Raw genomic sequence first — 19,997 nt, forward strand, 5'->3', positions numbered from 1 at the left:
ATCGGGTGCCGCCGGGGCGGGGCGTGCCTACGGTGAGGGGATGTCCGTCGAAGCCGCGCACGCCGCGGGTCTGCTGATGCTCCTGTCCCATCCGATCCGCTGCCGGGCGTTCGCCGAGCTGGCACGGCACGGCACGGACGGTGTCACCATCTTCGAGATGTCGATCCACCTGGACGTACCCCAGTCCGAGGCCGCCGAGCTGCTCGGCCGCCTGGTGGGCGCCGGCGTGGCGACCGGCACCGGCAACGGCTACTACCGCGTTCGTGACGGGGTGCTCCGGGAGGCCGCCCAGGCACTCGACCGGACGCAGCCGATCGCCCCGCTCCTCAAGGAGTATCCGCAGCTCAAGTCGTTCTTCGCGCACGGCCGGCTGACCAGCCTGCCGGCTACGCTGAGTGAGCGCGCCCAGCAGATGGCCGAGCTGTTCGCGCGGTTCGTCGCCGTCGACGGTGTGCTCAGCGAGTCAGAGGTCAACGATCGCATCGCCCGCGCCGCCGACGACGTGGCAGCGGTGCGCCGCATGCTCGTCGAGTCCGGCTGGCTGGAGCGTGACCGGGCCGGCACGTCCTACGGCTCGGGCCGCGTCCTGCCTGTGGGATCACTGAGCCCGGCGTGAGCTACGGCTAGCCGACTGGCCTTGACCCGGACCCGGGGCCCTGGGCGTGTGAGGCAGCGGAGTGGGCGTGAGCCCGGCACAGCACCGGGAGCGGCGTCGACGCCTCATGTCGTGGTGGCCGGGCGTGGCCGTACCGGGAAGAAGCGGTCCGGAACCGCGGAGAGCGGAACCGGACCGCCTGCCTCATCAGTCGTGGGTGACGTCGAGTGGTCCCGCGGTGCGGGGGACGATCGCGAGTGAACCGGCCGCCAGGAGGGCCACCAGGACTCCCAGGACGCCGAGGGCGGGGCGCAGGCCGCCGGCCGCCCCCGCGATTCCCATGATCAGCACCGGGGAGAGGAACTCTCCGATGAAGAGGGTGCCGGTCCAGAGGCCGGTGCCGCGGCCGCGTTCGGCGAAGGACAGCCCGTTGGTGGCCCAGGTCAGCAGGACCGGGAGCAGCAGGCCGGTGCCGGCGCCGGTGAGGACCGCGCCGACGGTGATCACCGGGACCGAGGCGCTGGACCAGATGACCAGGAGGCCGGCGGCGGACAGTCCGAAGGCGACCGGCAGCAGTTCGCGCGGGGTGCGGTGGGAGAGTTTGGCGAACGATCCGGCGGCGATCGCGGTGGCCAGCGACATCAGGGCGCTGAGCGCGCCGATCGTGGCGGTGGCGGTGACGCTGACCTCGTCGAGGACGAACGACAGTTCCACGATGAGGGCGTAGAAGACGATCCCGCCGGCCAGCGTGACCAGGCACGGCACCCGAAGCTGGCGCCACGGGACCGGCGGGAGGGCGGTCCTCTCGCCACCGGCGGCGGGTTGCCAGATGAAGAGCGCCATCGGTACGGCCAGCACGCCCGCCACCAGGTAGAGCCAGAACGGGGCGCGCCACCCGGACGAGCCGAGTGCCCCGCCGACGCCGAGGAAGACGGTCGCCGACACGGAGGCGAGCAGTGTCTGGAGACCGAGATAGCGGCTGCGCCGCGGCCCCGACCAGTAGTCGGCGATCAGCGTCGTGCAGCACGTCATGATCGCGGCTTCGCAGAGTCCGACGAGGACCCGGCTGCCGATGATCGATCCGAGAGACTCCAGGTAGAGCGGCGCGGTCCCGAAGATCGTGTAGCCGATCATCGCGATGATCAGCACCCGTTTGCGGTCGATCCGGTCGGCGATGAATCCGGCGAACGGCGCGGTCAGGCCGATGATCAGGGCCGGCACGGTGAGGACGATCGGGACCAGTACGTCGGCACCGGGTGTGCCGGCGAAGTGGTCGGCCATCTGTGGCAGCACCGGCGCGATGAGGACGGCGCCGAGGACGGACAGGCAGCTGCCGGCGAGCAGCAGGACGAGCTGCGGCAGGCCGGCTTGTCGCTGGAGAGCAGCGGGCATGGAAGGCCCTTCATGATGAGTGGTCCAGGTCACACGTGGTGGTCCTGAACTATGTGCGGACGCGCACCATCAGCGGAAGACGGATCCGCTGATGCCCCTCATAACTCAGGCTGATGGACGCAGCTCGGCGGCGGCCGACAGGAGCACGTCGCGCAGCCACATGTGGGCCGGGTCGTTGCGGAACATCGGGTTCCACCAGAACGCCTCGGCCACCGGGACGACGTCGAACGGGCAGTCCAGCATCCCGATCCCGGCGACCGGGGCGAGCAGCCGGGCCAGGCGCTCCTGCAGCAGGGCGACCCGGCGGGTACCGGCGACCAGGAACGGCATCTGCGCGAACCCGTCGACGACCACCTCGACGCGGGCCTCGATGCCGAGCATCCGCAGCTGACGGGAGGCCGGGGCGAACGCCGTCGGCCGGTCGAAGATCACCACCCAGGGTAGTTCGGCGAGCTGGTCCATGGTGAGCGCGTCACCGACGTCGGGGTGGTCGGCGGAGACCACGCACACCCAGCGGTCGGCGTAGAGGTCCAGATAGGGCAGTCCGGTGACGAAACCGTGCGGGATGATCAGGCCGTCGGCGGTGCGCAGGGTGTCGGCGGCGTGGTCCACCGCGTACGGCGTGGTCTGCTGCAGCCGCAGCCGGGCCCCGGGCGCCTGGGCCGCGAACCGCCGGGCGATCAGCGGCCCGAGGACCGTCGCCGCGTAGTCGGAGCTGACGATGGTGAACTCGCGGTCCAGCCCGGACGGGTCGAACTCGGCGGTGGCGTCGAAGACCCGCCGCACCCCGGCCAGCGCGGGCCCGGTCAGTGCGGCCACCCGGGTGGCGAGCGGGGTCAGGTCGTACCGGTTACCGACCCGGACCAGCAGCTGATCACCGAAATGACGCCGCAGCCGGCTGAGCGCGCCACTGACGGCGGGCTGGCTGACGCCGAGCCGCTCCGCCGTCCGTGTCACGTTCCGCTCCCTGAGCAGGGCGTCGAGGGTGAGCAGGAGGTTGAGATCGAGGTTCGCCAGCACACGGTCGACGGCCATCCCGCGACTATAAGCCGGAGCTATGGCTGCGATCACCAAGTTGAGCTTCCCTGATGGCCGGACGGCACGGGACAGTGGTCCCAGTCACAGAGGAAACAGAAGGGAAACCGCCGTGCCAGCAGTTCGTAATGTTCTGGTCGTCGGTGGCGGCGCCGCGGGCACCGCCGTGGCGATCCTGCTCGCCGAGGGCGGCGTCTCGGTCGAGCTGATCGACCTGAAGCCCGATGTGGCCGCCCTCGGCTCCGGCATCACCCTGCAGGGCAACGCGCTGCGCGTGCTCCGGCAGCTCGGCGTCTGGGAGAGGATCAAGGCCGAGGGGTACGAGTTCGACACGCTCGGCCTGCGTGCCCCGGACCCGGCCGGCACCCTGATCGCCGAGCTCACCGACATCCGCACCGGCGGCGAGGACCTGCCCGCCACGCTCGGCATGTACCGGCCCACCCTGGCGAAGATCCTGATCGAGCGCGCGCGGGAAGTCGGCGTGACGGTGCGGTTCAACACCAGGCCGGCTTCTCTCGACGACATCACGGCGAAATACGACCTGGTGATCGGCGCGGACGGGCTGCGCTCGTGGACCCGTGGGCAGCTCGGCATCGACGTCGAGCCGCAGCCGGTCGGCATGGGCATCTGGCGCACGTTCACCAAACGGCCGGCGAGTGTGACCCGGACCGACCTGTTCTACGGCGGGCCCGCCTACATCGCCGGGTACTGCCCGACCGGTGCCGACACGCTCTACGCGTACCTGGTCGAGGACGTGCGGGACCGGTCCGGCCTGTCCCCGGAGGAGGCCCTGGCCACGATGCGGGAGCTGGCCGGCGCCTACCACGGCCCGTGGGACGAGATCCGGGAGAACCTGACCGACCCGGCCCGCGTCAACTACACCGCCTTCGAGAGCCACATCATCGACGGCCCCTGGCACCGCGGAAACGTGGTCCTGATCGGCGACGCCGCGCACAGCTGCCCGCCCACCCTCGCCCAGGGCGCCGCCCAGGCCCTGGAGGACGCGTCAGTGCTGGCCGAGCTGCTGCTCCGTGAGGACGCGCTCACCGAATCCCTCTGGTCGCAGTTCACCGCCCGCCGCCTGGACCGCGCGAAGACGGTCGTCGAGGCCTCCCTGCAACTGACCCGCTGGCAGCTCGCCCACGAGCGCGGCGACGTGCCCGGCCTGATGGCCCGCGTCGCGCACCTCGTCGCCTCGCCGGCCTGAAAGGAACCTCGATGAACGACGAACGCCTCATCACCCATCTGCGCCACGTCGACCTGGCCGTGCCGGACTACGACCGGCAGCTCGAGTTCTACACGAACATGTGGGGCCTGGACGCCGAGACCACCGATGAGGGCCTAGCCTTCCTGGCCGCGGCCGGTTCACCCGAGCAGTATTCGGTGCGGCTGCGCAAGGCCGCCGAGAAGCGGCTCGACCTCATCGCCTTCGGCGCCGCGAACCAGGCCGATGTCGACGCGCTCGCCGAACGTCTCGGCCGCTCCGGCGTCACACTGATCAACGAGCCGGGCAGGATCCAAACCCCGGGCGGGGGGTACGGCTTCCGCTTCTTCGACATCGACGGCCGTACCGTCGAGGTGTCCTGCGACGTGGCCGTCCGGCAGCACCGCAAGCTGGCCGAGGGCGAGGCCGTCCCGGTCAAGCTCTCGCACGTGGTGATCAACTCGCCGAACCCGGAGGCGACCGTAGGGTTCTACAACCAGCACCTGAACTTCGCTCTCTCGGACACCCTGATGCACCCGCGGATGGGCGAGATGATGTGGTTCCTGCGGACCAACCGCTGGCACCACAGCCTGGCCGTCGCGCGTGGCCCGCACGTCGCCCTGCACCACGCGTCGTTCGAGATGCGCGGCATCGACGAGTACATGCGCGGCACCGGCCGGCTGCTGCGCGGCGGCGTCGAGAAGGTGTGGGGGCCGGGCCGGCACATGGCCGGGAACAACACGTTCAGTTACTTCCTCGACCCGCATGGGAACACCATCGAGTACACCACCGAGCTGGAGGAACTCGACGAGGACAGCTGGCACCCGCACATCTACGACTTCTCCGACCCCACCGTGAGTGACCAGTGGGGGACGGCGAATCCGATGAACGAGTTCGTCGCCAAGCAGTCCTTCAACGACGTCGACCGCGGCATCTTCGTCGCCCCACCGGTCTGAGGGAGGTCCGGGACATGCGCCTCGCACGTTTCCAGCACGCGGGGGAGATCAAGACCGGCAGGATCGAGGACGATGCGGTACGGGTGTTCGCGGGCGATCCGGCGATGGAGGCGATCGTCGCCGGAGGGGTCGACGCGGCGTACCGGCTCGATGTCGCCCAGACCCTCCCGCTCGCCGAGGTCCGTCTGCTCGCGCCACTGAGACCGGCCTCGTTCCGTGACTTCGTCGCCTTCGAGGAACACGTGGACGGGGTGCGGCGCAGCATCGACGGCGCGGCCGGAGTCCCGGACGCCTGGTATGACGCGCCCACCTTCTACTTCACCAACCCGCACGCGATCTTCGGCCCCGGTGACGACATCCCGTTCCCGGCCGCGTCGGTGGCCCGTGACTTCGAGCTGGAGGTCGCGGCGATCGCCGGGCCCGGCCGGACCGTCTTCGGCTACACCGTATTCAACGACTGGTCGGCCCGTGACCTGCAGGGCCGCGAGATGCAGGTAAGGCTCGGCCCGGCCAAGGGCAAGGACTTCGCGAGCAGCCTCGGCCCGTGGATCGTCACCGCCGACGACCTGGAACCGGCCCGGGACGCCGACGGTTTCCTCGACCTCTGGTGCACGGCCGAGGTCAACGGTGTCGAGGTCGGCCGTGACCTGCTCGGCAACATGGGCTGGACCTTCGAGACGATGATCGCCTACGCCGCCCGGGACTCCCGTGTCGAGCCCGGTGACCTGCTCGGGTCGGGCACCGTCGGCAACGGCGGCTGCCTGGCCGAGCTGTGGGGCCGCAACGGCCGCCAGGATCCGCCACCGCTGGCCGACGGCGATGTGGTGACGCTGACCGTCGAGGGCATCGGCAGCCTCACCAACCGGGTCACCTCAGCACCTCCCACCGATGATCTTCCCCGTGTCCGGCGTCGCGACGCGTCGCGGGCACGCGCAGAGAGGCAGCACTGAATGTTCGAGTACTTCCCCGGCAACTACGTCTGGAACCTGGGCGTCGTCGCCACCCTGAACAGCGGTGGCCTGATCGACGAGGTGGACCGGGCCTGCCGCCCGATCAAGGAACTCGCCACCCGGGGCGCCGACGTCGGGACCCGTGAGTTCATGGCGTCGTGGGCCGCCGTGGCCGAGGACCTGGCGTCGCAGGCCGCGGCCGACGAGGCGGCCGGGCACCCGCGGACCGCCGGGCAGAAGTATCAGCGGGCCACCAACTACCTGGCACAGGCCGAGCGGATGCAGAGCGCCAAGGCACCCGACCGGAAGGCGTTCTACCAACGGCTCCTCGACCTTCAGCAGAAGGCGTTCGACCTGATCGACCCGGCGACCACCCGTGTCGCGATCCCGTTCGAGGGCGCGTTGCTCCCGGCGTACTTCAAGAAGGCCTCGGACGGCCCGGCACCGACGATCATCCTGTGGAACGGGCTCGACTCGACCAAGGAACACATGTACGCCTCCGGGTTCGCGCACGAGATGGCCGCGCGGGGCATCAACACGCTGATGGTCGACTGCCCGGGCAGCGGTGAGACGCTGCGCTTCCTCGGGCTGACCTCGCGGGTCGAGACCGAGGACTGGGCCGCGGCGTGTGTCGACTACCTGCTGACCCGCGACGACGTCGTCACCGGGAAGATCGGGCTGGTGGGATGGTCGCTGGGCGGCTACTACGCCCCCCGGGCCGCCGCCTTCGAGAAGCGGCTCGCGCTCTGCGTGGCCTGGGGTGCCAACCACGACTGGGGTGCCGTGCAGAAACGCCGGCTGGAGCGCGAGGGGGAGAACCCGGTCCCGCACTACTGGGACCATGTGCTCTGGGTGTGGGGCGAGACCGACCTCGACACGTTCATCAAGAAGGCGGAGGCGGTCAACCTCGACGGCGTGGTGGAGAACATCACCGTGCCGTTCCTGATCTGCCACGGTGAGAACGACCGGCAGATCCCGCTGGCCTACGCGCACCGTTCGTACCAGCAGGCGGTCAACTCACCCCGGCGTGAGCTGCGGATCTTCACACCGGCCGAAGGCGGGGCGGAGCACATCGGCCTCGATCACTTCGCGCACGTGCAGACGTACATCGCCGACTGGGTCCTCGATGTTCTCCAGGACTGACCCGGAGGGCTCGATCGCGGCGGCGGCGAAACGATGCTCCAACTGGGGCCGGTGGGGCGCGGACGACGTACGCGGCACCATGAACTTCCTGACCCCGGCGAAGCGCGTGGAAGCCGCGGCGCTGGTGCGACGCGGGGTGTCGTTCTCGCTGTCGCAGTCGTTCGACGCCGACGGCCCGCAGAAGGGCTGGCGGCGACGCACCAACCCGGTGCACACGATGCTCGACACCGGCACCGACGCGGCCGCCGGCGTGCAGGGTTTCCCGCACGGCATCGGCGGCGCCGACGACGTGATCGCCATGCCGTTGCAGTGCTCCACCCAGTGGGACGGTCTCGGCCACATCTTCGACCACGGCTACGCCTGGAACGGTCGCCGGGCCGCCGACGTGGTGACCAGCCTCGGTGACGGCTTCACCGGCATCGAGACGGTCGCCGACGTGATCGCCGGGCGCGGGGTGCTGCTGGACTTCGGTGACCTGCCCGACGGATTCGCCATCACGACGTCCCACCTGATGGCGAAGATCGACGAGCATCGTCTCTCGGTGGGCCGGGGCGACATCGTCCTGATTCGCACCGGGCAACTCGCCCGCGCCCGCCGCGACGGCTGGGGCGACTACGCGGGTGGCCCGGCCCCCGGGCTGTCGTTCACCACCGCCGACTGGCTGTACCAGAGCGAGATCGCCGCCATCGCCACCGACACCTGGGGTTTCGAGGTGCGGCCCAACGAGTTCGACGACGCGTTCCAGCCGCTGCACCAGGTCGCCATCCCGCACATCGGGCTCTTCCTCGGCGAGATGTGGGACCTGGACGCCCTCGCCGCGGACTGCGCCGCCGACGGCACCTACGAGTTCTGGCTGACCGCGGCCCCGCTGCCGATCACCGGTGCGGTCGGCTCCCCGGTGAACCCGATCGCGGTGAAGTGACGCCGATGGGGGCGCGCCCGCGGGCACGCCCCCATCGGCGGCGGAACTCAGGCGGTGGCGGCCGCCGGCTCCGCCGCCGGGCGGCGCCTGGCCACCCAGCGCTCGAACAGCAGCGTGGTGAGCGGCGGGATCGAGGCGGCCAGACCGAACAGCACCCGCCACCGCGACCAGCGCTCGGCCCACGCCACCCAGAGGGTCGCGGCCAGGTAGGCGACGAACAGGGCGCCGTGCAGCCGGCCGAACAGCCACACCCCGGCCTCGGTGGTCTCCGTGACGTATTTCAGGAACATGCCGACGAGCAGACCCGTCCACGAGAACGCCTCGGCGATGGCGGTGATCCTGAAAATCCGGAACGGTTGCACCCTGGAACTCCCCTCACATGACTCTCACCGCAGCGTACGACCGGGAAGATGTGCGTTTCCTGAAGGATGATCCTTCTCATTCCGGGTATTTCGACCCCCAGTCCACTGACAGAGGGGGAGCCGTGCCGGACATTGTGGAGATCATCAAGGAGCAGCACCGCCAGGTCGACGAACTGCTGACCCGCGCCGAGGAGGGGAACGAGGACAGTGCGGCGCTGATGCGGGAGGTGGCGAAGCTTCTCCTGCCACACTCCGAGGCCGAGGAGTCGTTCGTCTATCCCGCCATCCGTGACCTGGCGGGCGAGATCGGTGAAGAGATCAAAGACGGTGCCGCCGAGCATCATCAGGTCGAGGAGATGCTCCAGAACCTGCTGCGTGGCGACGATGACGACCCCGGATTCGACGGCACCATCGCGGCGATCGCCGGGGAACTGCGGCATCACGTCCAGGAGGAGGAGCAGGACCTGCTGCCGATCCTCACCGAGCGCCTCGACGCCACCGAGCGCGCGGAGATGGGCCGCCGCTTCCTCGAGGCCACCGGCGCCGACATGCACGAGTCGACCAGGCGCGAACTGTACGAGAAGGCCCGCGAACAGCAGATCCCCGGCCGTTCCCACATGAACAAGCAGGAACTGGCCGACGCCCTGAGCGAATCCTGATCGGCACGCCGATACTGGTCACGTGGGTGAGTCACGGCCGGAGCGGATGCGGCCCTGTCGCCGGTGCGGGCATCCGACCCGGGTGGATCGCATGGTGCAGGGGTACGGGCGCAACTGTGCCGCCCTGCTCGGGCTGATCGGTGGCACGGTCGACACCGGGCACTCCGGTCCCGACCTGCTGGATCTCATCGACGTCGAGCCGGAGGACAGCTGCGACGGCTACGACCGGCCGGCCGATGCCGGGATCGCTATCGCTCGCCGACGCCGGCCAGGGTCAGGTATCGGGCCGCGTCGGTGACCGGCTCGCCGTCGGGACGCCACAGCGGGCCGGGTACCAGACCGGGCTCGACCATCCTCCAGCCGTCGAAGAAGCGGGCCACCTGACCGGCGTCCCGGAGAACGAGCGGGGCACCGCTGCGGTTGTAGAGGTCGGCCACCCGGTCGGTGAGGTCGGGCGTGCCGCCGGGGGCGGCGTGCGAGATCACCAGCACGCTGCCCGGAGCGGCCGTGTCGCGGTAGGCCCGCAGCGCCGCGTCGAGGGCCGGCCCGTCCGGCAGGAAGTGCAGCACCGCGACCATCAGGACGGCGACCGGGCGGTCCAGGTCGAGCAGCCCCCGCACCTCGGGGCGGTCCAGGATCGTGGCCGGATCCTGCAGGTCGCCCCGGACGATCGCGGTGCGTTCGTCGTCGCCGAGCAGGTGCCGGGCGTAGAGGACCGCGGTCGGGTCCAGGTCGGCGTAGACGACACGGCAGTCCGGTGACACCTCCCGGGCGACCTCGTGCACGTTGCGTTCGGTGGGGATGCCGGAGCCGAGGTCGAGGAACTGACGGATGCCACGGGCGGCCGCGTACCGCACGGCCCGCTGGAGGAAGTCGCGGTTGGCGCGGGCGATCAGCGTGACCTCGGGCAGGATCTCGGCGGCCCGGGCGGCCACGGCCCGGTCGGCGGCGAAGTTGTGGCTGCCGCCGAGAAAGGCGTCGTAGATTCGGGCGGCGCTGGGACGATTCGGGTCGATCGGCGGCTGATCGGTGCTCACTCAACCAGATTTCCCCGAAATTCACAACCTGATACCGAAATATCGCAATAGAAGTATTTTAGGGGGTGGGAGGCATGGGTGGAGTCAGCCGGCATCCCGGGGCTCCTGCTCGACACCGCCCCGGACGCGATCATCGTGAGCCGTTCGGACGGCACGATCACCATGGCCAACCGGCGTGCCCACGACATGTTCGGCTGGGCCGGGGAGCACCTGGTCGGGCGCTCGGTCGACGACCTGGTTCCGGAGGAGTCCCGCGACGTGCATCCGGGGCAGCGGCGTGCGTACCTCTCGAGTGCCCATCAACCGCTGCGGCGGATGCCGCTGCGCGGCCTGCGACGTGACGGCAGCGTCTTCCCGGTCGAGATCTCGCTGTCCGCGGTGGCCGCGCCGGACGGGGAGACGTACGTGACCGCCGTGCTCCGCGACGACACGGTGCAACGCGAGGCGGCCCGGACGCGGTCGCTGCTCGCCTCGGTCGTGCAGTCGTCGCACGACGCGATCGTCACCATCGACCTGGACGGCCGGGTCCTGTCGTGGAACCCGGGCGCCGAGACCCTCTACGGCCACCCGGCGTCGGACATGATCGGCCTCCCGATCGACGAGATCATCCCGGAGGACCGTCGCGGCGACGAGGAGCAGGTCCGGCTGATGGTGCGCCTGGGTGGCCGGGTGGACCGCTACCGCAGTGTCCGCCGCACCGCCAAGGACGAGACCATCGCGGTGTCCACACTGGTGTCGCCGCTGCTCGACGAGCGCGGCACGATCGTCGGCACGACCAGCATCACCCGCGACATCAGCGATCGGGAGCGGGCCGAGGCCCGGGTGCAGGCGATCCTCGACGCGGCGCCGGACGCGGTCCTGGGCGTCGCCGAGTCGGGCGAGGTCGTGCTGGTCAACGCGGAGGCCGAGCGGCTGTTCGGGCATCCCCGATACGACCTGCTGCACATGCCGGCGGCGCTGCTCCTGCCGGACGGGCTGCCGGCGGCGTCGGTGGTGCTGCGGACCGCGGGGGACAGCACCCCGCTGGACGCCGAGCGGGCCGAGGCCGAGCCGGACCAGCGCTGGGCCACCCGCCGGGCGGTCCGGCGCGGCGGCGTCGAGGTTCCGGTCGACATCGCGTGCAGCGCCCTGCACACCGACAGCGGCGTGGTGATCGTCGCGGTGGTCCGCGACATCACCGACCGGCTGGCCGCCGAGGAGGAGCGGCGGCGGCTGCGCGAGGAGACCGATCGGCAGCGGCTGGAGGCCCGCATGCAGCAGGCGCAGCGGCTGGAGAGCCTGGGCCAGCTGGCCGGCGGCATCGCCCACGACTTCAACAACCTGCTCGCGGTGATCCTCAACTACGCGTCGTTCATCGTCGAGGACGCGGCCGGCACACCACCGGCGACCGACGCCGAGCAGATCGCCCGGGCCGCCCGCCGGGGCAGCGACCTCACCCACCAGCTGCTCGCCTTCGCCCGCCGGGAGGTGATCCGCCCCCGCCCGCTCAACCTGAACACCGTGGTCACCGAGGTTCACCAGATGCTGAAACGGTCGCTGGGCGAGCACATCGCGCTGACCGTGCGGACCACGGCCGAGCTGCCGTCGGTGATGGCCGACCCGGGCCAGCTGGAGCAGGTGCTGGTCAACCTGGCCGTCAACGCCCGCGACGCGATGCCGACCGGCGGCCGCCTCACCATCGACACCGCCCTGGTCGACGTCGACTACGAGCACGCCGCCGCCCGGTCCGGCCTGCCGACCGGCTGTTACGTGCGGCTCCGGGTGTCCGACACCGGCACCGGCATGCCCAAGGAGGTGATCGACAAGGCGTTCGAGCCGTTCTTCACCACCAAACCCAGTGGTCAGGGCACCGGGCTGGGCCTGGCCACGGTCTACGGCATCATCACGCAGGCCGGCGGGACGGTGCAGATCTACTCGGAGCCGGGCATCGGCACCACGTTCACCATCCTGCTGCCGGCCACCGACGTCGAGGCGCACCAGGAGGCCCCGGAGGACGTGGCGGCCGGTCTGGCCGGGCACGGCGCGACGGTGCTGGTGGTCGAGGACGAGAGCGCCCTGCGCGAGGTGACCTGCCGGATCCTGCGGCGTGGCGGCTACACCGTGCTGGCCGCCGACGGCGGCGAGGAGGCGCTGCGGCTGGCCGCCGAGAACACCGTCGACGTCCTGCTCACCGACGTGATCATGCCGAACATGCTGGGCAAGGACCTGGCCGATGCGGTCCGGTCCCGGTGGCCGGACACCAGGGTCCTCTTCATGTCCGGGTACGCCCAGCCGGTCCTGACCACGCACGGCACCCTGGCCGCTGACGTGCACCTGCTGGAGAAACCGTTCACCAGCGCCGAGCTGATGCGCGCGCTGCACGACGAGCTCCGCGCCCGGCCCTGAGGGGTCAGCCGGTCAGGAACAACCCCACGCAGGCGCAGACCGCCAGGGTGGCGGTGAGCAGCAGCAACACGGTGGCGGCAGCGGCGCCCGGGTACCGCTGCGGCGGGACGCCGAGCGCGCCGCGCAGGAACGACAGCATCGGCGCCCGGTACTCCAGCTCGACGGTCCGGCCGGGCACCGCGACCACCGTCGTGTCGGCCGAGCCGATCCGGGACGGGGCCACGCACGGCACATGGACGTGCACGTGGTGCTCGCCGAGCGTGACCGACTGCACGACCCGCCCCCAGTACGCCGGCACGCCCTGCCCGTCGATCTCCAGCACCGGGGCGGAGAACCGCAGCAGGAAGGCGAGCGGCGCGTGCCGCAGCGTGACCGCGATCGCCGAGTCGTCGTCACGGCGTGACGAGTCGACCGGCGGGAACCCCGGTGAGGAGGGCCGATAGGGCGGCGCGAGGATGGCCATGGCCCGCGCAGAATATGCCGGGGGACAGCCCCCGGAAAACCCCGCGGGCGTCCTGTGTGGATCAGGCCCCGGTGACGTAGACCTTCCGCAGCGGCTCGGTGACGTGCCAGACGGTCCGGGTGCCCGCGGCCAGCCGGACCAGGTCGCCCGGCCGGATCTCCACCGCCGGACCGCCCTCGACCTCGATCACGCCCCGTCCGGCGAGCAGCACGAACGCCTCCTCGGCCTCCACGTCACGGACCGCACCCGCGCTCATCTCCCACACGCCGATCTCGGCACCGAGCCCGTCGAGCGTGGTCACGGCGGTGGCACCGAGCGTCGGCGCCCCGCTCACGACGACGTCGGCGGACGCGGGCTCGTGCGCCACGGACACTTCGTTCAGGCGGAAAACGGTGACAGGCTCGGTGACATGCTCCATGACCTTGCACGATAGTCGTACCGTCTGTTAAGGGATCGCGCTGGACCAGTGCTTTCCCAGCGTTCGTACAGCGGGCGTTGCTAGGTTTCCAGGCACGTTTCGAAGCGGGAGAACATCGTGGTCTTCAAGAAGTTGCTCGGTGCCCTGGGAGTCGGTGGCCCGAGTGTCGACACTGTGCTGTCGAACCCGAGCACCTACCCCGGTGCTCCGCTGACCGGCAACGTCAACCTGATGGGCGGCACGCAGGACGCCGACATCGAGCACATCACCCTCGGTCTCGTCACCCGCATGGAGGTGGAGGGCGGCGGCGGTGACTACTCGGCCGTCAGCGACTTCCTCCGGGTCCCGGTGGCCGGCCGGATGCGCCTGGCCCCCGGCCAGCAGCTGTCGATCCCGTTCCGCATCGACATGCCGTGGGAGACGCCGATCACCACGGTCTACGGGCAGACGCTGCGCGGCATGGTGATGGGCGTGCGCACCGAGCTGGCGATCGCCCGGGCCATCGACAAGGGTGACCTCGACGCGGTGCACGTGCACCCGCTGCCCATCCAGCAGCGCATCCTCGACGCCTTCCAGCAGCTCGGTTTCCGGTTCAAGTCCGCCGACCTGGAGTACGGGCAGATCTACGGTGTCCACCAGACGCTGCCGTTCTACCAGGAGATCGAGTACTACCCGCCGCAGCAGTACGCGCACGCCATCAACGAGGTCGAGCTGACCTTCGTGACGAGCCCGCACCAGGTCGAGGTGGTGCTGGAGTTCGACAAGCGCGGCGGCCTGTTCACCCAGGGCCACGACACCTACGGGCGTTACACGGTGTCGCACGCCGACGCCGACACCACCGACTGGCGCCAGGTCGTCGACGGCTGGGTCCGCCAGTCGGTGGACCGCCGCAAGTCGATGCCGGGCTTCGGGGCGCCGCAGCCGGGTTACGGCCACCACCCCCAGCCGGGTTACGGGCACCCGCAGCCCGGTTACGGCCACCACCCGCAGCCGGGTTACGGCCACGGCGGGCACGGGCACCACGGTCACTACCGCCAGCACGGCCACCACGGCTCGGGCATGGGCGGCATGGCGATGGGCATCGCCGGCGGTCTCGCGGCGGGCTACCTGGCCGGTGAGGCCATCGACGAGGTCGGCGACGCGTTCGAGGACTTCGGCGAGTAAAAGGCCTGATCATAGGGGCGGGAGCGGTTGCTCCCGCCCCTCTTTCACGCCCTAATCTCTACTCACTCTATGGGAAATGTATGTGTCCTGGGTCACAAACCGGCTGACGTGGCGTGCACGGCCAATTACGTTGCTCCCATGACCCGAAGCAAGCGCCTCATCCGGCGCCGCTTCGTCGACTTCCTCCGGGTGTGTACCTGCGCCTGTTGAGCAGGACGGCGAAGTCCCGCCCCTCCAGGCCCCTCCCTGACCACGCCGGTCTCCGTCCGGCGCGCTGAACCCTGCCTTCTGCCCACCGGCGGCCTCCCCGGCCGCCGGTCGATGACGCACGCCTCTTCCCTCCCTAAGGAGTCCTCCATGACCACGCGCAGATCCGCACTAGCCGCCGTACTGGCCGGCGTCCTCGCCGTCTCCGGCCTTGCCGCCTGCGGCGGATCCGACGAGGCGGCCGCCGCCGGTGAGCAGGTCAAGGAACTCCGCTACCAGGGCAGCGTGGGCGCGGTGACACTGCCCGAACTGGCCGCCGAACTCGGCTACCTCGGTGATCTCAAGCTCAACTGGATCGGCAACACGATCAGCGGCCCGCAGGACATCCAGGCCGCCACCACCGGCGACACCGACTTCGGTGGCGCCTTCAACGGCGCGATCGTCAAACTCGCCTCCTCGGGCGCCCCGATCACCGCGGTCATCGGCTACTACGGCGTCGACGACGTCACCTTCAACGGCTTCTACGTCCTCGACGACAGCCCGATCAAGAGCGCCCGCGACCTGATCGGCAAGAAGATCGGCGTCAACACCCTCGGCGCCCACTCCGAGGCGATCACCAAGACCTACCTCGCCAAGGCCGGTCTCACCGACGACGAGATCAAGCAGGTCGAGCTGATCGTGGTGCCACCGGTCAACACCGAGCAGTCGCTGCGCGCCAAGCAGATCGACGTCGCCGCACTCGGCGGCACGCTGCGCGACAAGGCCCTCGACCGGGGCGGCATCCACGCCCTCTACACCGACTACGACCTGCTCGGGAAGTTCACCGCGGGCAGCTACATCGTCCGCGACGACTTCCTCAAGAAGAACCCGGACACCGTGAAGACCTTCGTCTCCGGCGTCGGCAAGGCCATCGAATGGTCCCGCACCACCCCGCGCGAGCAGGTGATCACCAAGCTCCAGGAGATCATCAAGAAGCGGGGCCGCGAGGAGGACGACAGCCAGACCAAGTTCTGGAAGAGCTACGGCGTCAACGGCAAGGGTGGCGTCATCGAGGAGCGCGAGTTCACCACCTGGATCGAGTGGCTGGACCGGGCCGGTGAGCTGAAGAAGGACATCAAGGCCACCGACATCTTCAGCAACGACTACAACTCCTACGCCACCGGCGGTGCCGCATGACCTCGAAGATCGTCTTCGAGAACGTCGGCAAGACCTTCACCGCCCGCGGCAAGACGGTCACCGCACTGCAGGACATCAACCTGGAGGTACGCGACGGCGAGTTCCTGGTCATCGTCGGACCCAGCGGCTGCGGCAAATCCACACTGCTCGACCTGCTCGGTGGTCTCAGCGAGATCTCCAGCGGCCGGATCCTGGTCGACGGCAAACCGGTCACCGGCCCCGGCCTGGACCGCGGCATCGTCTTCCAGCAGTACGCGCTGCTGCCCTGGCGCACCGCCCAGGGCAACGTCGAGTTCGGGCTGGAGGCCAAGGGCGTCGGCCGTCGCGAGCGGGCCGCGAAAGCCCGCGAATACCTGGACCTGGTCGGGCTGGCCGGCTTCCACGACCGCTACCCGCACGAACTGTCCGGCGGCATGAAACAGCGCGTCGCCATCGCCCGAAGCCTCGCCTTCGACCCGGACGTGCTGCTGATGGACGAGCCGTTCGCCGCTCTGGACGCGCAGACCCGCGACGGGCTCCAGGACGAGCTGCTGCGGATCTGGGAGAAGACCGGCAAGACCGTCGTCTTCATCACCCACGGCATCGAGGAGGCCGTCTACCTCGGCCAGCGGGTCGCCGTCCTCACCTCCCGGCCCGGGCGGATCAAGGAGGTCGTGGAGGTGCCGATCGACGCCCGGTCGGCCACCGAGGACCTGCGCTCCGACCCCGAGTTCACCAGGTACCGCCACGAGATCTGGACCCTGCTGCGCGACGAGGTCGACCGAGCCCGCAACGAGGAGTTGAAGGTCAATGTCTAGCATCAGCATCCGCACGCTGCCGGTCACCCGTCCGAAGCCGGTCCTCCTCGGTGCGATCAGAATCGCCGGGGCGGTCCTCACCCGTACCGTCGCGATCGGGATCCTGGCCCTGGTCTGGGAGATCCTGCCGCGCCTCGGCGTGGTCGACGCGACCTTCCTGCCGCCACTGTCCGAGGTGCTCGTCGCCTGGTGGGACCTGCTCGTGTCCGGCCAGCTGTGGAGCCACACCGAGGCCAGCCTGATCCGCTCGGCCGCCGGATTCGGCCTGGCCATCCTCATCGCCGTGCCGCTGGGCCTGCTGATCGGCTGGTACAGCCCGGTCGCCAACCTGCTGAACCCGCTGCTCGAAGTGTTCCGCAACACCGCGGCCCTGGCCATCCTGCCGGTCTTCGTGCTCATCCTCGGCCTGGGGGAGACCTCCAAGATCTCGATCATCCTGTACGGCTGCACCTGGCCGATCCTGCTGAACACGGTCAGCGGTGTCCGTACCGTCGATCCGCTCTTGATCAAATCGGCCCGATCGCTGGGCCTGGGACCGATCCGGCTCTTCCAGAAGGTCGTCCTCCCCGCGGCCGTGCCGACGATCTTCACCGGTATCCGGCTGGCCGGCGCCGCCTCGATCCTCATCCTGATCGCCGCCGAGATGGTCGGCGCCAAAGCCGGCCTCGGCTACCTCATCAACTACGCCCAGTACAACTTCGCGGTCCCCGACATGTACGCCGGGATCATCACCATCTCCGCGATCGGCCTGCTGGTCAACCAGCTCCTCATCGTCACCGAGCGCCGGTTCTCCACCTGGCGCACCAACAGCTGAAAGGACGTCCCATGAGCATCGACATCACGCGCATCGGTGGCCGGATCGGAGCCGAGGTCGCCGGCATCGACCTGAAACAGCCGATCGAGCCCGGCGACGCCGGCGCGATCCACGACGCCCTGGTCGAGCACAAGGTGCTGGTCTTCCGCGGCCAGCATCTCGACGACGAGCAGCACCAGCGGTTCGCCTCGATCTTCGGTGAGCTGACCCTCGCCCACCCGACCGTCCCGTCCGTCGACGGCCAGGCCAACGTCCTCGAGGTGGCCGGCGGTGAGGGTGCCCGCGCCAACGCCTGGCACACCGACGTGACGTTCGTGGTCGCCCCGCCCAAGGCCACCACGCTGCGCAGCCTCGTCATCCCGCCCTACGGCGGCGACACCCTCTTCTCCAACACCGCCGCCGCCTACGCCGACCTGCCCGAACACCTGCGCCTGCTGGCCGACCGGCTGTGGGCCGAGCACTCCAACGAGTACGACTACGCCGAGCACCCGCAGTTCCGGTCGGCCGAGGTCGACGAGTACCAGAAGGTCTTCGTCTCCACCCGCTACCGCACCGCCCACCCGGTCGTCCGCGTCAACCCCGACTCGGGCGTGCCGAACCTGTTCATCGGCAACTTCGTCACCGGGATCATCGGCCTGTCCAAGACCGAGGGCCGCGACATCCTGCGTCTGCTCCAGCACTACGTGACCCGCCCGGAGAACACCCTGCGCCACCACTGGCAGGTCGGCGACATCGTCGTCTGGGACAACCGGTCCACCCAGCACTACGCCGCCGACGACTACGGCGACCTGGCCCGCAAGCTGCACCGTGTCACCGTCGCCGGCGACGTCCCGGTCGGCGTGAACGGCGAGAAGTCGCGGATCCTCGAAGGCGACGAGGCCACCCACTACACCCCGCAGGTGCAGTGATGCCGTCCTCGTCCAGCAGCCGTCCGGGGCAGCTTCACCTCAACGCCTTCCTGATGAGCGTCGGGCACCACGAGGCCTCCTGGCGGCTGCCGGAGAGCGACCCGTACGCCGACCTCGACGTCGAACACTTCAAGAACCTGGCCCGGATCGCCGAGCGCGGCCGCCTCGACTCGCTGTTCCTGGCCGACGGGCCGGTCCTCTGGGACCAGGTCGGCCGCCGCCCGTCCGGCGTCCTCGAGCCGACCGTGCTGCTCACCGCCCTTGCCGGGGCCACCCAGCACATCGGCCTGATCGCCACCGCGTCGACCACCTACAACGAGCCCTACAACCTGGCCCGCCGCTTCGCCTCCCTGGACATCGTGTCCGGCGGCCGGGCCGGCTGGAACATCGTCACCACCGCGGGCCTCGACGCCGCCCGCAACTTCAACCTCGACCACCTGCCCGCCCACAAGGAGCGGTACGAGCGGGCCGCCGAGTTCGTCGAGGTCTCCCTCAAACTCTGGGACTCCTGGGACGACGAGGCCATCGTCGCCGACAAGGAGACCGGCGTCTGGGGCGACGACACCAAGATCTACCCGCCCGCACACAAGGGGAACTACTACTCGGTCGCCGGGGCGCTCAACGTCCCGCGCTCCGCACAGGGACACCCGGTGCTGGTCCAGGCGGGATCGTCGGAGAACGGCCGCAACTTCGCCGCAAAGTACGCCGAAGCCGTCTTCACCGCACACCAGACGCTCGCCGACGCGCAGGAGTTCTACGACGACCTGAAGCGCCGCACCTTCGAGTTCGGCCGCGACCCCGGCCACATCAAGATCCTGCCCGGGATCGTCCCGATCATCGGCCGCACCCAGGCCGAGGCGGACGCGCTGGAAGCCGAACTCGAACGCCTGATCCGCCCCGAATACGCACTGGCCCAGCTCGCCGGGCTGATCGGCGTCGACCCGTCGGACCTGTCCCTGGACGAGCAGCTGCCGGCGAACCTGCCGGAGGAGGAACAGATCGAGGGCGCCAAGAGCCGGCGCACCCTGGTCGTCAACCTCGGCCGCCGGGAGAACCTCACCGTCCGTGAACTGATCGGCCGCCTCGGCGGTGGTCGCGGCCACCTGACCTTCACCGGCACGGCGGTCCAGGTCGCCGACAAGATCGAGCACTGGTACGAGAACGGCGCCGCCGACGGCTTCAACATCATGGCCCCGGTCCTGCCGTCGGGACTGGAAGCCTTCGTCGACCAGGTCGTGCCGATCCTCCAGGACCGCGGCCGGTTCCGCACCGAGTACACCGGTCGCACGCTGCGCGAGCACTACGGCCTGCCCCGCCCGGCGAACCGCAACACCACCGTCACCGCGAACACGGGCGCGCTCACCCGATAACAGCAGCGCGCCCGGCCCTCCCGGCCCGGCGGGGGGCGGC

Annotated in this window: 20 protein-coding genes; 14 read left to right on the top strand and 6 right to left on the bottom strand. The window is 70.0% G+C overall.

Annotated features, from left to right (window positions below; all coding sequences use genetic code 11):
• Positions 1-40 precede the first annotated feature (40 nt).
• Positions 41-616, top strand: a complete 576-nt coding sequence (locus ACFO0C_RS32065) for a DUF2087 domain-containing protein (protein ID WP_378070459.1) — start codon at positions 41-43, stop codon at positions 614-616.
• Positions 617-802: 186 nt separating this feature from the next.
• On the opposite strand, the gene ACFO0C_RS32070 is transcribed toward ACFO0C_RS32065, so the two are convergent.
• Together ACFO0C_RS32070 and ACFO0C_RS32075 are read right to left on the bottom strand one after the other, a co-directional pair.
• Positions 803-1,987, bottom strand: coding sequence for an MFS transporter (locus ACFO0C_RS32070; protein WP_378070460.1), 1,185 nt, complete (start codon positions 1,985-1,987; stop codon positions 803-805).
• Positions 1,988-2,092: 105 nt separating this feature from the next.
• Positions 2,093-3,022: a LysR family transcriptional regulator gene (locus ACFO0C_RS32075; RefSeq protein ID WP_378070461.1), complete on the bottom strand. Its 930-nt coding sequence runs from the start codon at positions 3,020-3,022 to the stop codon at positions 2,093-2,095.
• 112 nt (positions 3,023-3,134) lie between these two features.
• On the opposite strand from ACFO0C_RS32075, the gene ACFO0C_RS32080 reads away from it, so the two are divergent.
• From ACFO0C_RS32080 to ACFO0C_RS32100, 5 genes are read left to right on the top strand one after another with little or no spacing between them, the layout of a single operon-like run.
• Positions 3,135-4,229, top strand: coding sequence for an FAD-dependent monooxygenase (locus ACFO0C_RS32080; RefSeq protein WP_378070462.1), 1,095 nt, complete (start codon positions 3,135-3,137; stop codon positions 4,227-4,229).
• A gap of 11 nt (positions 4,230-4,240) precedes the next feature.
• The gene (locus ACFO0C_RS32085; protein ID WP_378070463.1) at positions 4,241-5,182 is read left to right on the top strand and encodes a VOC family protein; all 942 of its coding nucleotides are present in this window, start codon (positions 4,241-4,243) and stop codon (positions 5,180-5,182) included.
• A gap of 14 nt (positions 5,183-5,196) precedes the next feature.
• Positions 5,197-6,132: a fumarylacetoacetate hydrolase family protein gene (locus tag ACFO0C_RS32090; RefSeq protein WP_378070464.1), complete on the top strand. Its 936-nt coding sequence runs from the start codon at positions 5,197-5,199 to the stop codon at positions 6,130-6,132.
• Positions 6,133-7,275: an alpha/beta hydrolase family protein gene (locus ACFO0C_RS32095; protein WP_378070465.1), complete on the top strand. Its 1,143-nt coding sequence runs from the start codon at positions 6,133-6,135 to the stop codon at positions 7,273-7,275.
• Positions 7,259-8,197 (top strand): cyclase family protein, encoded by a 939-nt coding sequence (locus ACFO0C_RS32100; protein WP_378070466.1) that lies wholly within the window; start codon positions 7,259-7,261, stop codon positions 8,195-8,197. The genes ACFO0C_RS32095 and ACFO0C_RS32100 overlap by 17 nt, the downstream gene beginning before the upstream one ends.
• A 47-nt stretch (positions 8,198-8,244) precedes the next feature.
• Here the strand turns inward: ACFO0C_RS32100 and ACFO0C_RS32105 are convergent, their stop codons facing one another.
• On the bottom strand, positions 8,245-8,559 hold the full coding sequence (locus ACFO0C_RS32105) for a DUF3817 domain-containing protein (RefSeq protein WP_378070467.1): 315 nt from the start codon (positions 8,557-8,559) through the stop codon (positions 8,245-8,247).
• A 122-nt stretch (positions 8,560-8,681) separates the two neighbouring features.
• Here ACFO0C_RS32105 and ACFO0C_RS32110 point away from each other — a divergent pair, with 122 nt between their 5' ends.
• A complete protein-coding gene (locus tag ACFO0C_RS32110) occupies positions 8,682-9,218 on the top strand; it encodes a hemerythrin domain-containing protein (protein WP_378070468.1) in 537 nt (178 codons plus the stop codon).
• 248 nt (positions 9,219-9,466) lie between these two features.
• On the opposite strand, the gene ACFO0C_RS32115 is transcribed toward ACFO0C_RS32110, so the two are convergent.
• A complete protein-coding gene (locus tag ACFO0C_RS32115) occupies positions 9,467-10,255 on the bottom strand; it encodes an SAM-dependent methyltransferase (protein ID WP_378070469.1) in 789 nt (262 codons plus the stop codon).
• Positions 10,256-10,333: 78 nt separating this feature from the next.
• Between ACFO0C_RS32115 and ACFO0C_RS32120 the strand changes: the two genes are divergently transcribed.
• Positions 10,334-12,640: a PAS domain S-box protein gene (locus ACFO0C_RS32120; RefSeq protein WP_378070470.1), complete on the top strand. Its 2,307-nt coding sequence runs from the start codon at positions 10,334-10,336 to the stop codon at positions 12,638-12,640.
• Positions 12,641-12,644: 4 nt separating this feature from the next.
• On the opposite strand, the gene ACFO0C_RS32125 is transcribed toward ACFO0C_RS32120, so the two are convergent.
• Both ACFO0C_RS32125 and ACFO0C_RS32130 read right to left on the bottom strand, forming a co-directional pair.
• Positions 12,645-13,103: a hypothetical protein gene (locus ACFO0C_RS32125; RefSeq protein WP_378070471.1), complete on the bottom strand. Its 459-nt coding sequence runs from the start codon at positions 13,101-13,103 to the stop codon at positions 12,645-12,647.
• Between the two features lie 61 nt (positions 13,104-13,164).
• A complete protein-coding gene (locus ACFO0C_RS32130; protein WP_378070472.1) occupies positions 13,165-13,521 on the bottom strand; it encodes a cupin domain-containing protein in 357 nt (118 codons plus the stop codon).
• A 117-nt stretch (positions 13,522-13,638) separates the two neighbouring features.
• Between ACFO0C_RS32130 and ACFO0C_RS32135 the strand changes: the two genes are divergently transcribed.
• From ACFO0C_RS32135 to ACFO0C_RS32160, 6 genes are all read left to right on the top strand, one after another.
• Entirely contained in the window at positions 13,639-14,685 is a 1,047-nt protein-coding gene (locus tag ACFO0C_RS32135; RefSeq protein WP_378070473.1) for a sporulation protein, read from the top strand.
• 357 nt (positions 14,686-15,042) lie between these two features.
• The gene (locus ACFO0C_RS32140) at positions 15,043-16,068 is read left to right on the top strand and encodes an ABC transporter substrate-binding protein (RefSeq protein WP_378070474.1); all 1,026 of its coding nucleotides are present in this window, start codon (positions 15,043-15,045) and stop codon (positions 16,066-16,068) included.
• A complete protein-coding gene (locus ACFO0C_RS32145) occupies positions 16,065-16,865 on the top strand; it encodes an ABC transporter ATP-binding protein (protein WP_378070475.1) in 801 nt (266 codons plus the stop codon). Before ACFO0C_RS32140 ends, ACFO0C_RS32145 begins: the two co-directional genes overlap by 4 nt.
• The gene (locus ACFO0C_RS32150) at positions 16,858-17,679 is read left to right on the top strand and encodes an ABC transporter permease (RefSeq protein ID WP_378070476.1); all 822 of its coding nucleotides are present in this window, start codon (positions 16,858-16,860) and stop codon (positions 17,677-17,679) included. The genes ACFO0C_RS32145 and ACFO0C_RS32150 overlap by 8 nt, the downstream gene beginning before the upstream one ends.
• Before the next feature lie 11 nt (positions 17,680-17,690).
• A complete protein-coding gene (locus ACFO0C_RS32155) occupies positions 17,691-18,587 on the top strand; it encodes a TauD/TfdA dioxygenase family protein (protein ID WP_378070477.1) in 897 nt (298 codons plus the stop codon).
• Positions 18,587-19,957, top strand: coding sequence for an LLM class flavin-dependent oxidoreductase (locus ACFO0C_RS32160; protein ID WP_378070478.1), 1,371 nt, complete (start codon positions 18,587-18,589; stop codon positions 19,955-19,957). Before ACFO0C_RS32155 ends, ACFO0C_RS32160 begins: the two co-directional genes overlap by 1 nt.
• The last annotated feature ends 40 nt before the right edge of the window (positions 19,958-19,997 follow it).

Source organism: Actinoplanes subglobosus (genome assembly GCF_042650585.1).
Classification (GTDB): Bacteria; Actinomycetota; Actinomycetes; order Mycobacteriales; family Micromonosporaceae; genus Actinoplanes; species Actinoplanes subglobosus.

Bases quoted from the DNA above. Each gene is read 5' to 3' on its own strand.
- ACFO0C_RS32065 (WP_378070459.1), top strand. From the start codon at position 41: ATGTCCGTCGAAGCCGCGCACGCCGCGGGTCTGCTGATGCTCCTGTCC.
- ACFO0C_RS32070 (WP_378070460.1), bottom strand. From the start codon at position 1,987: ATGCCCGCTGCTCTCCAGCGACAAGCCGGCCTGCCGCAGCTCGTCCTG.
- ACFO0C_RS32075 (WP_378070461.1), bottom strand. From the start codon at position 3,022: ATGGCCGTCGACCGTGTGCTGGCGAACCTCGATCTCAACCTCCTGCTC.
- ACFO0C_RS32085 (WP_378070463.1), top strand. From the start codon at position 4,241: ATGAACGACGAACGCCTCATCACCCATCTGCGCCACGTCGACCTGGCC.
- ACFO0C_RS32090 (WP_378070464.1), top strand. From the start codon at position 5,197: ATGCGCCTCGCACGTTTCCAGCACGCGGGGGAGATCAAGACCGGCAGG.
- ACFO0C_RS32095 (WP_378070465.1), top strand. From the start codon at position 6,133: ATGTTCGAGTACTTCCCCGGCAACTACGTCTGGAACCTGGGCGTCGTC.
- ACFO0C_RS32100 (WP_378070466.1), top strand. From the start codon at position 7,259: ATGTTCTCCAGGACTGACCCGGAGGGCTCGATCGCGGCGGCGGCGAAA.
- ACFO0C_RS32125 (WP_378070471.1), bottom strand. From the start codon at position 13,103: ATGGCCATCCTCGCGCCGCCCTATCGGCCCTCCTCACCGGGGTTCCCG.
- ACFO0C_RS32130 (WP_378070472.1), bottom strand. From the start codon at position 13,521: ATGGAGCATGTCACCGAGCCTGTCACCGTTTTCCGCCTGAACGAAGTG.
- ACFO0C_RS32140 (WP_378070474.1), top strand. From the start codon at position 15,043: ATGACCACGCGCAGATCCGCACTAGCCGCCGTACTGGCCGGCGTCCTC.
- ACFO0C_RS32145 (WP_378070475.1), top strand. From the start codon at position 16,065: ATGACCTCGAAGATCGTCTTCGAGAACGTCGGCAAGACCTTCACCGCC.
- ACFO0C_RS32150 (WP_378070476.1), top strand. From the start codon at position 16,858: ATGTCTAGCATCAGCATCCGCACGCTGCCGGTCACCCGTCCGAAGCCG.
- ACFO0C_RS32155 (WP_378070477.1), top strand. From the start codon at position 17,691: ATGAGCATCGACATCACGCGCATCGGTGGCCGGATCGGAGCCGAGGTC.
- ACFO0C_RS32160 (WP_378070478.1), top strand. From the start codon at position 18,587: ATGCCGTCCTCGTCCAGCAGCCGTCCGGGGCAGCTTCACCTCAACGCC.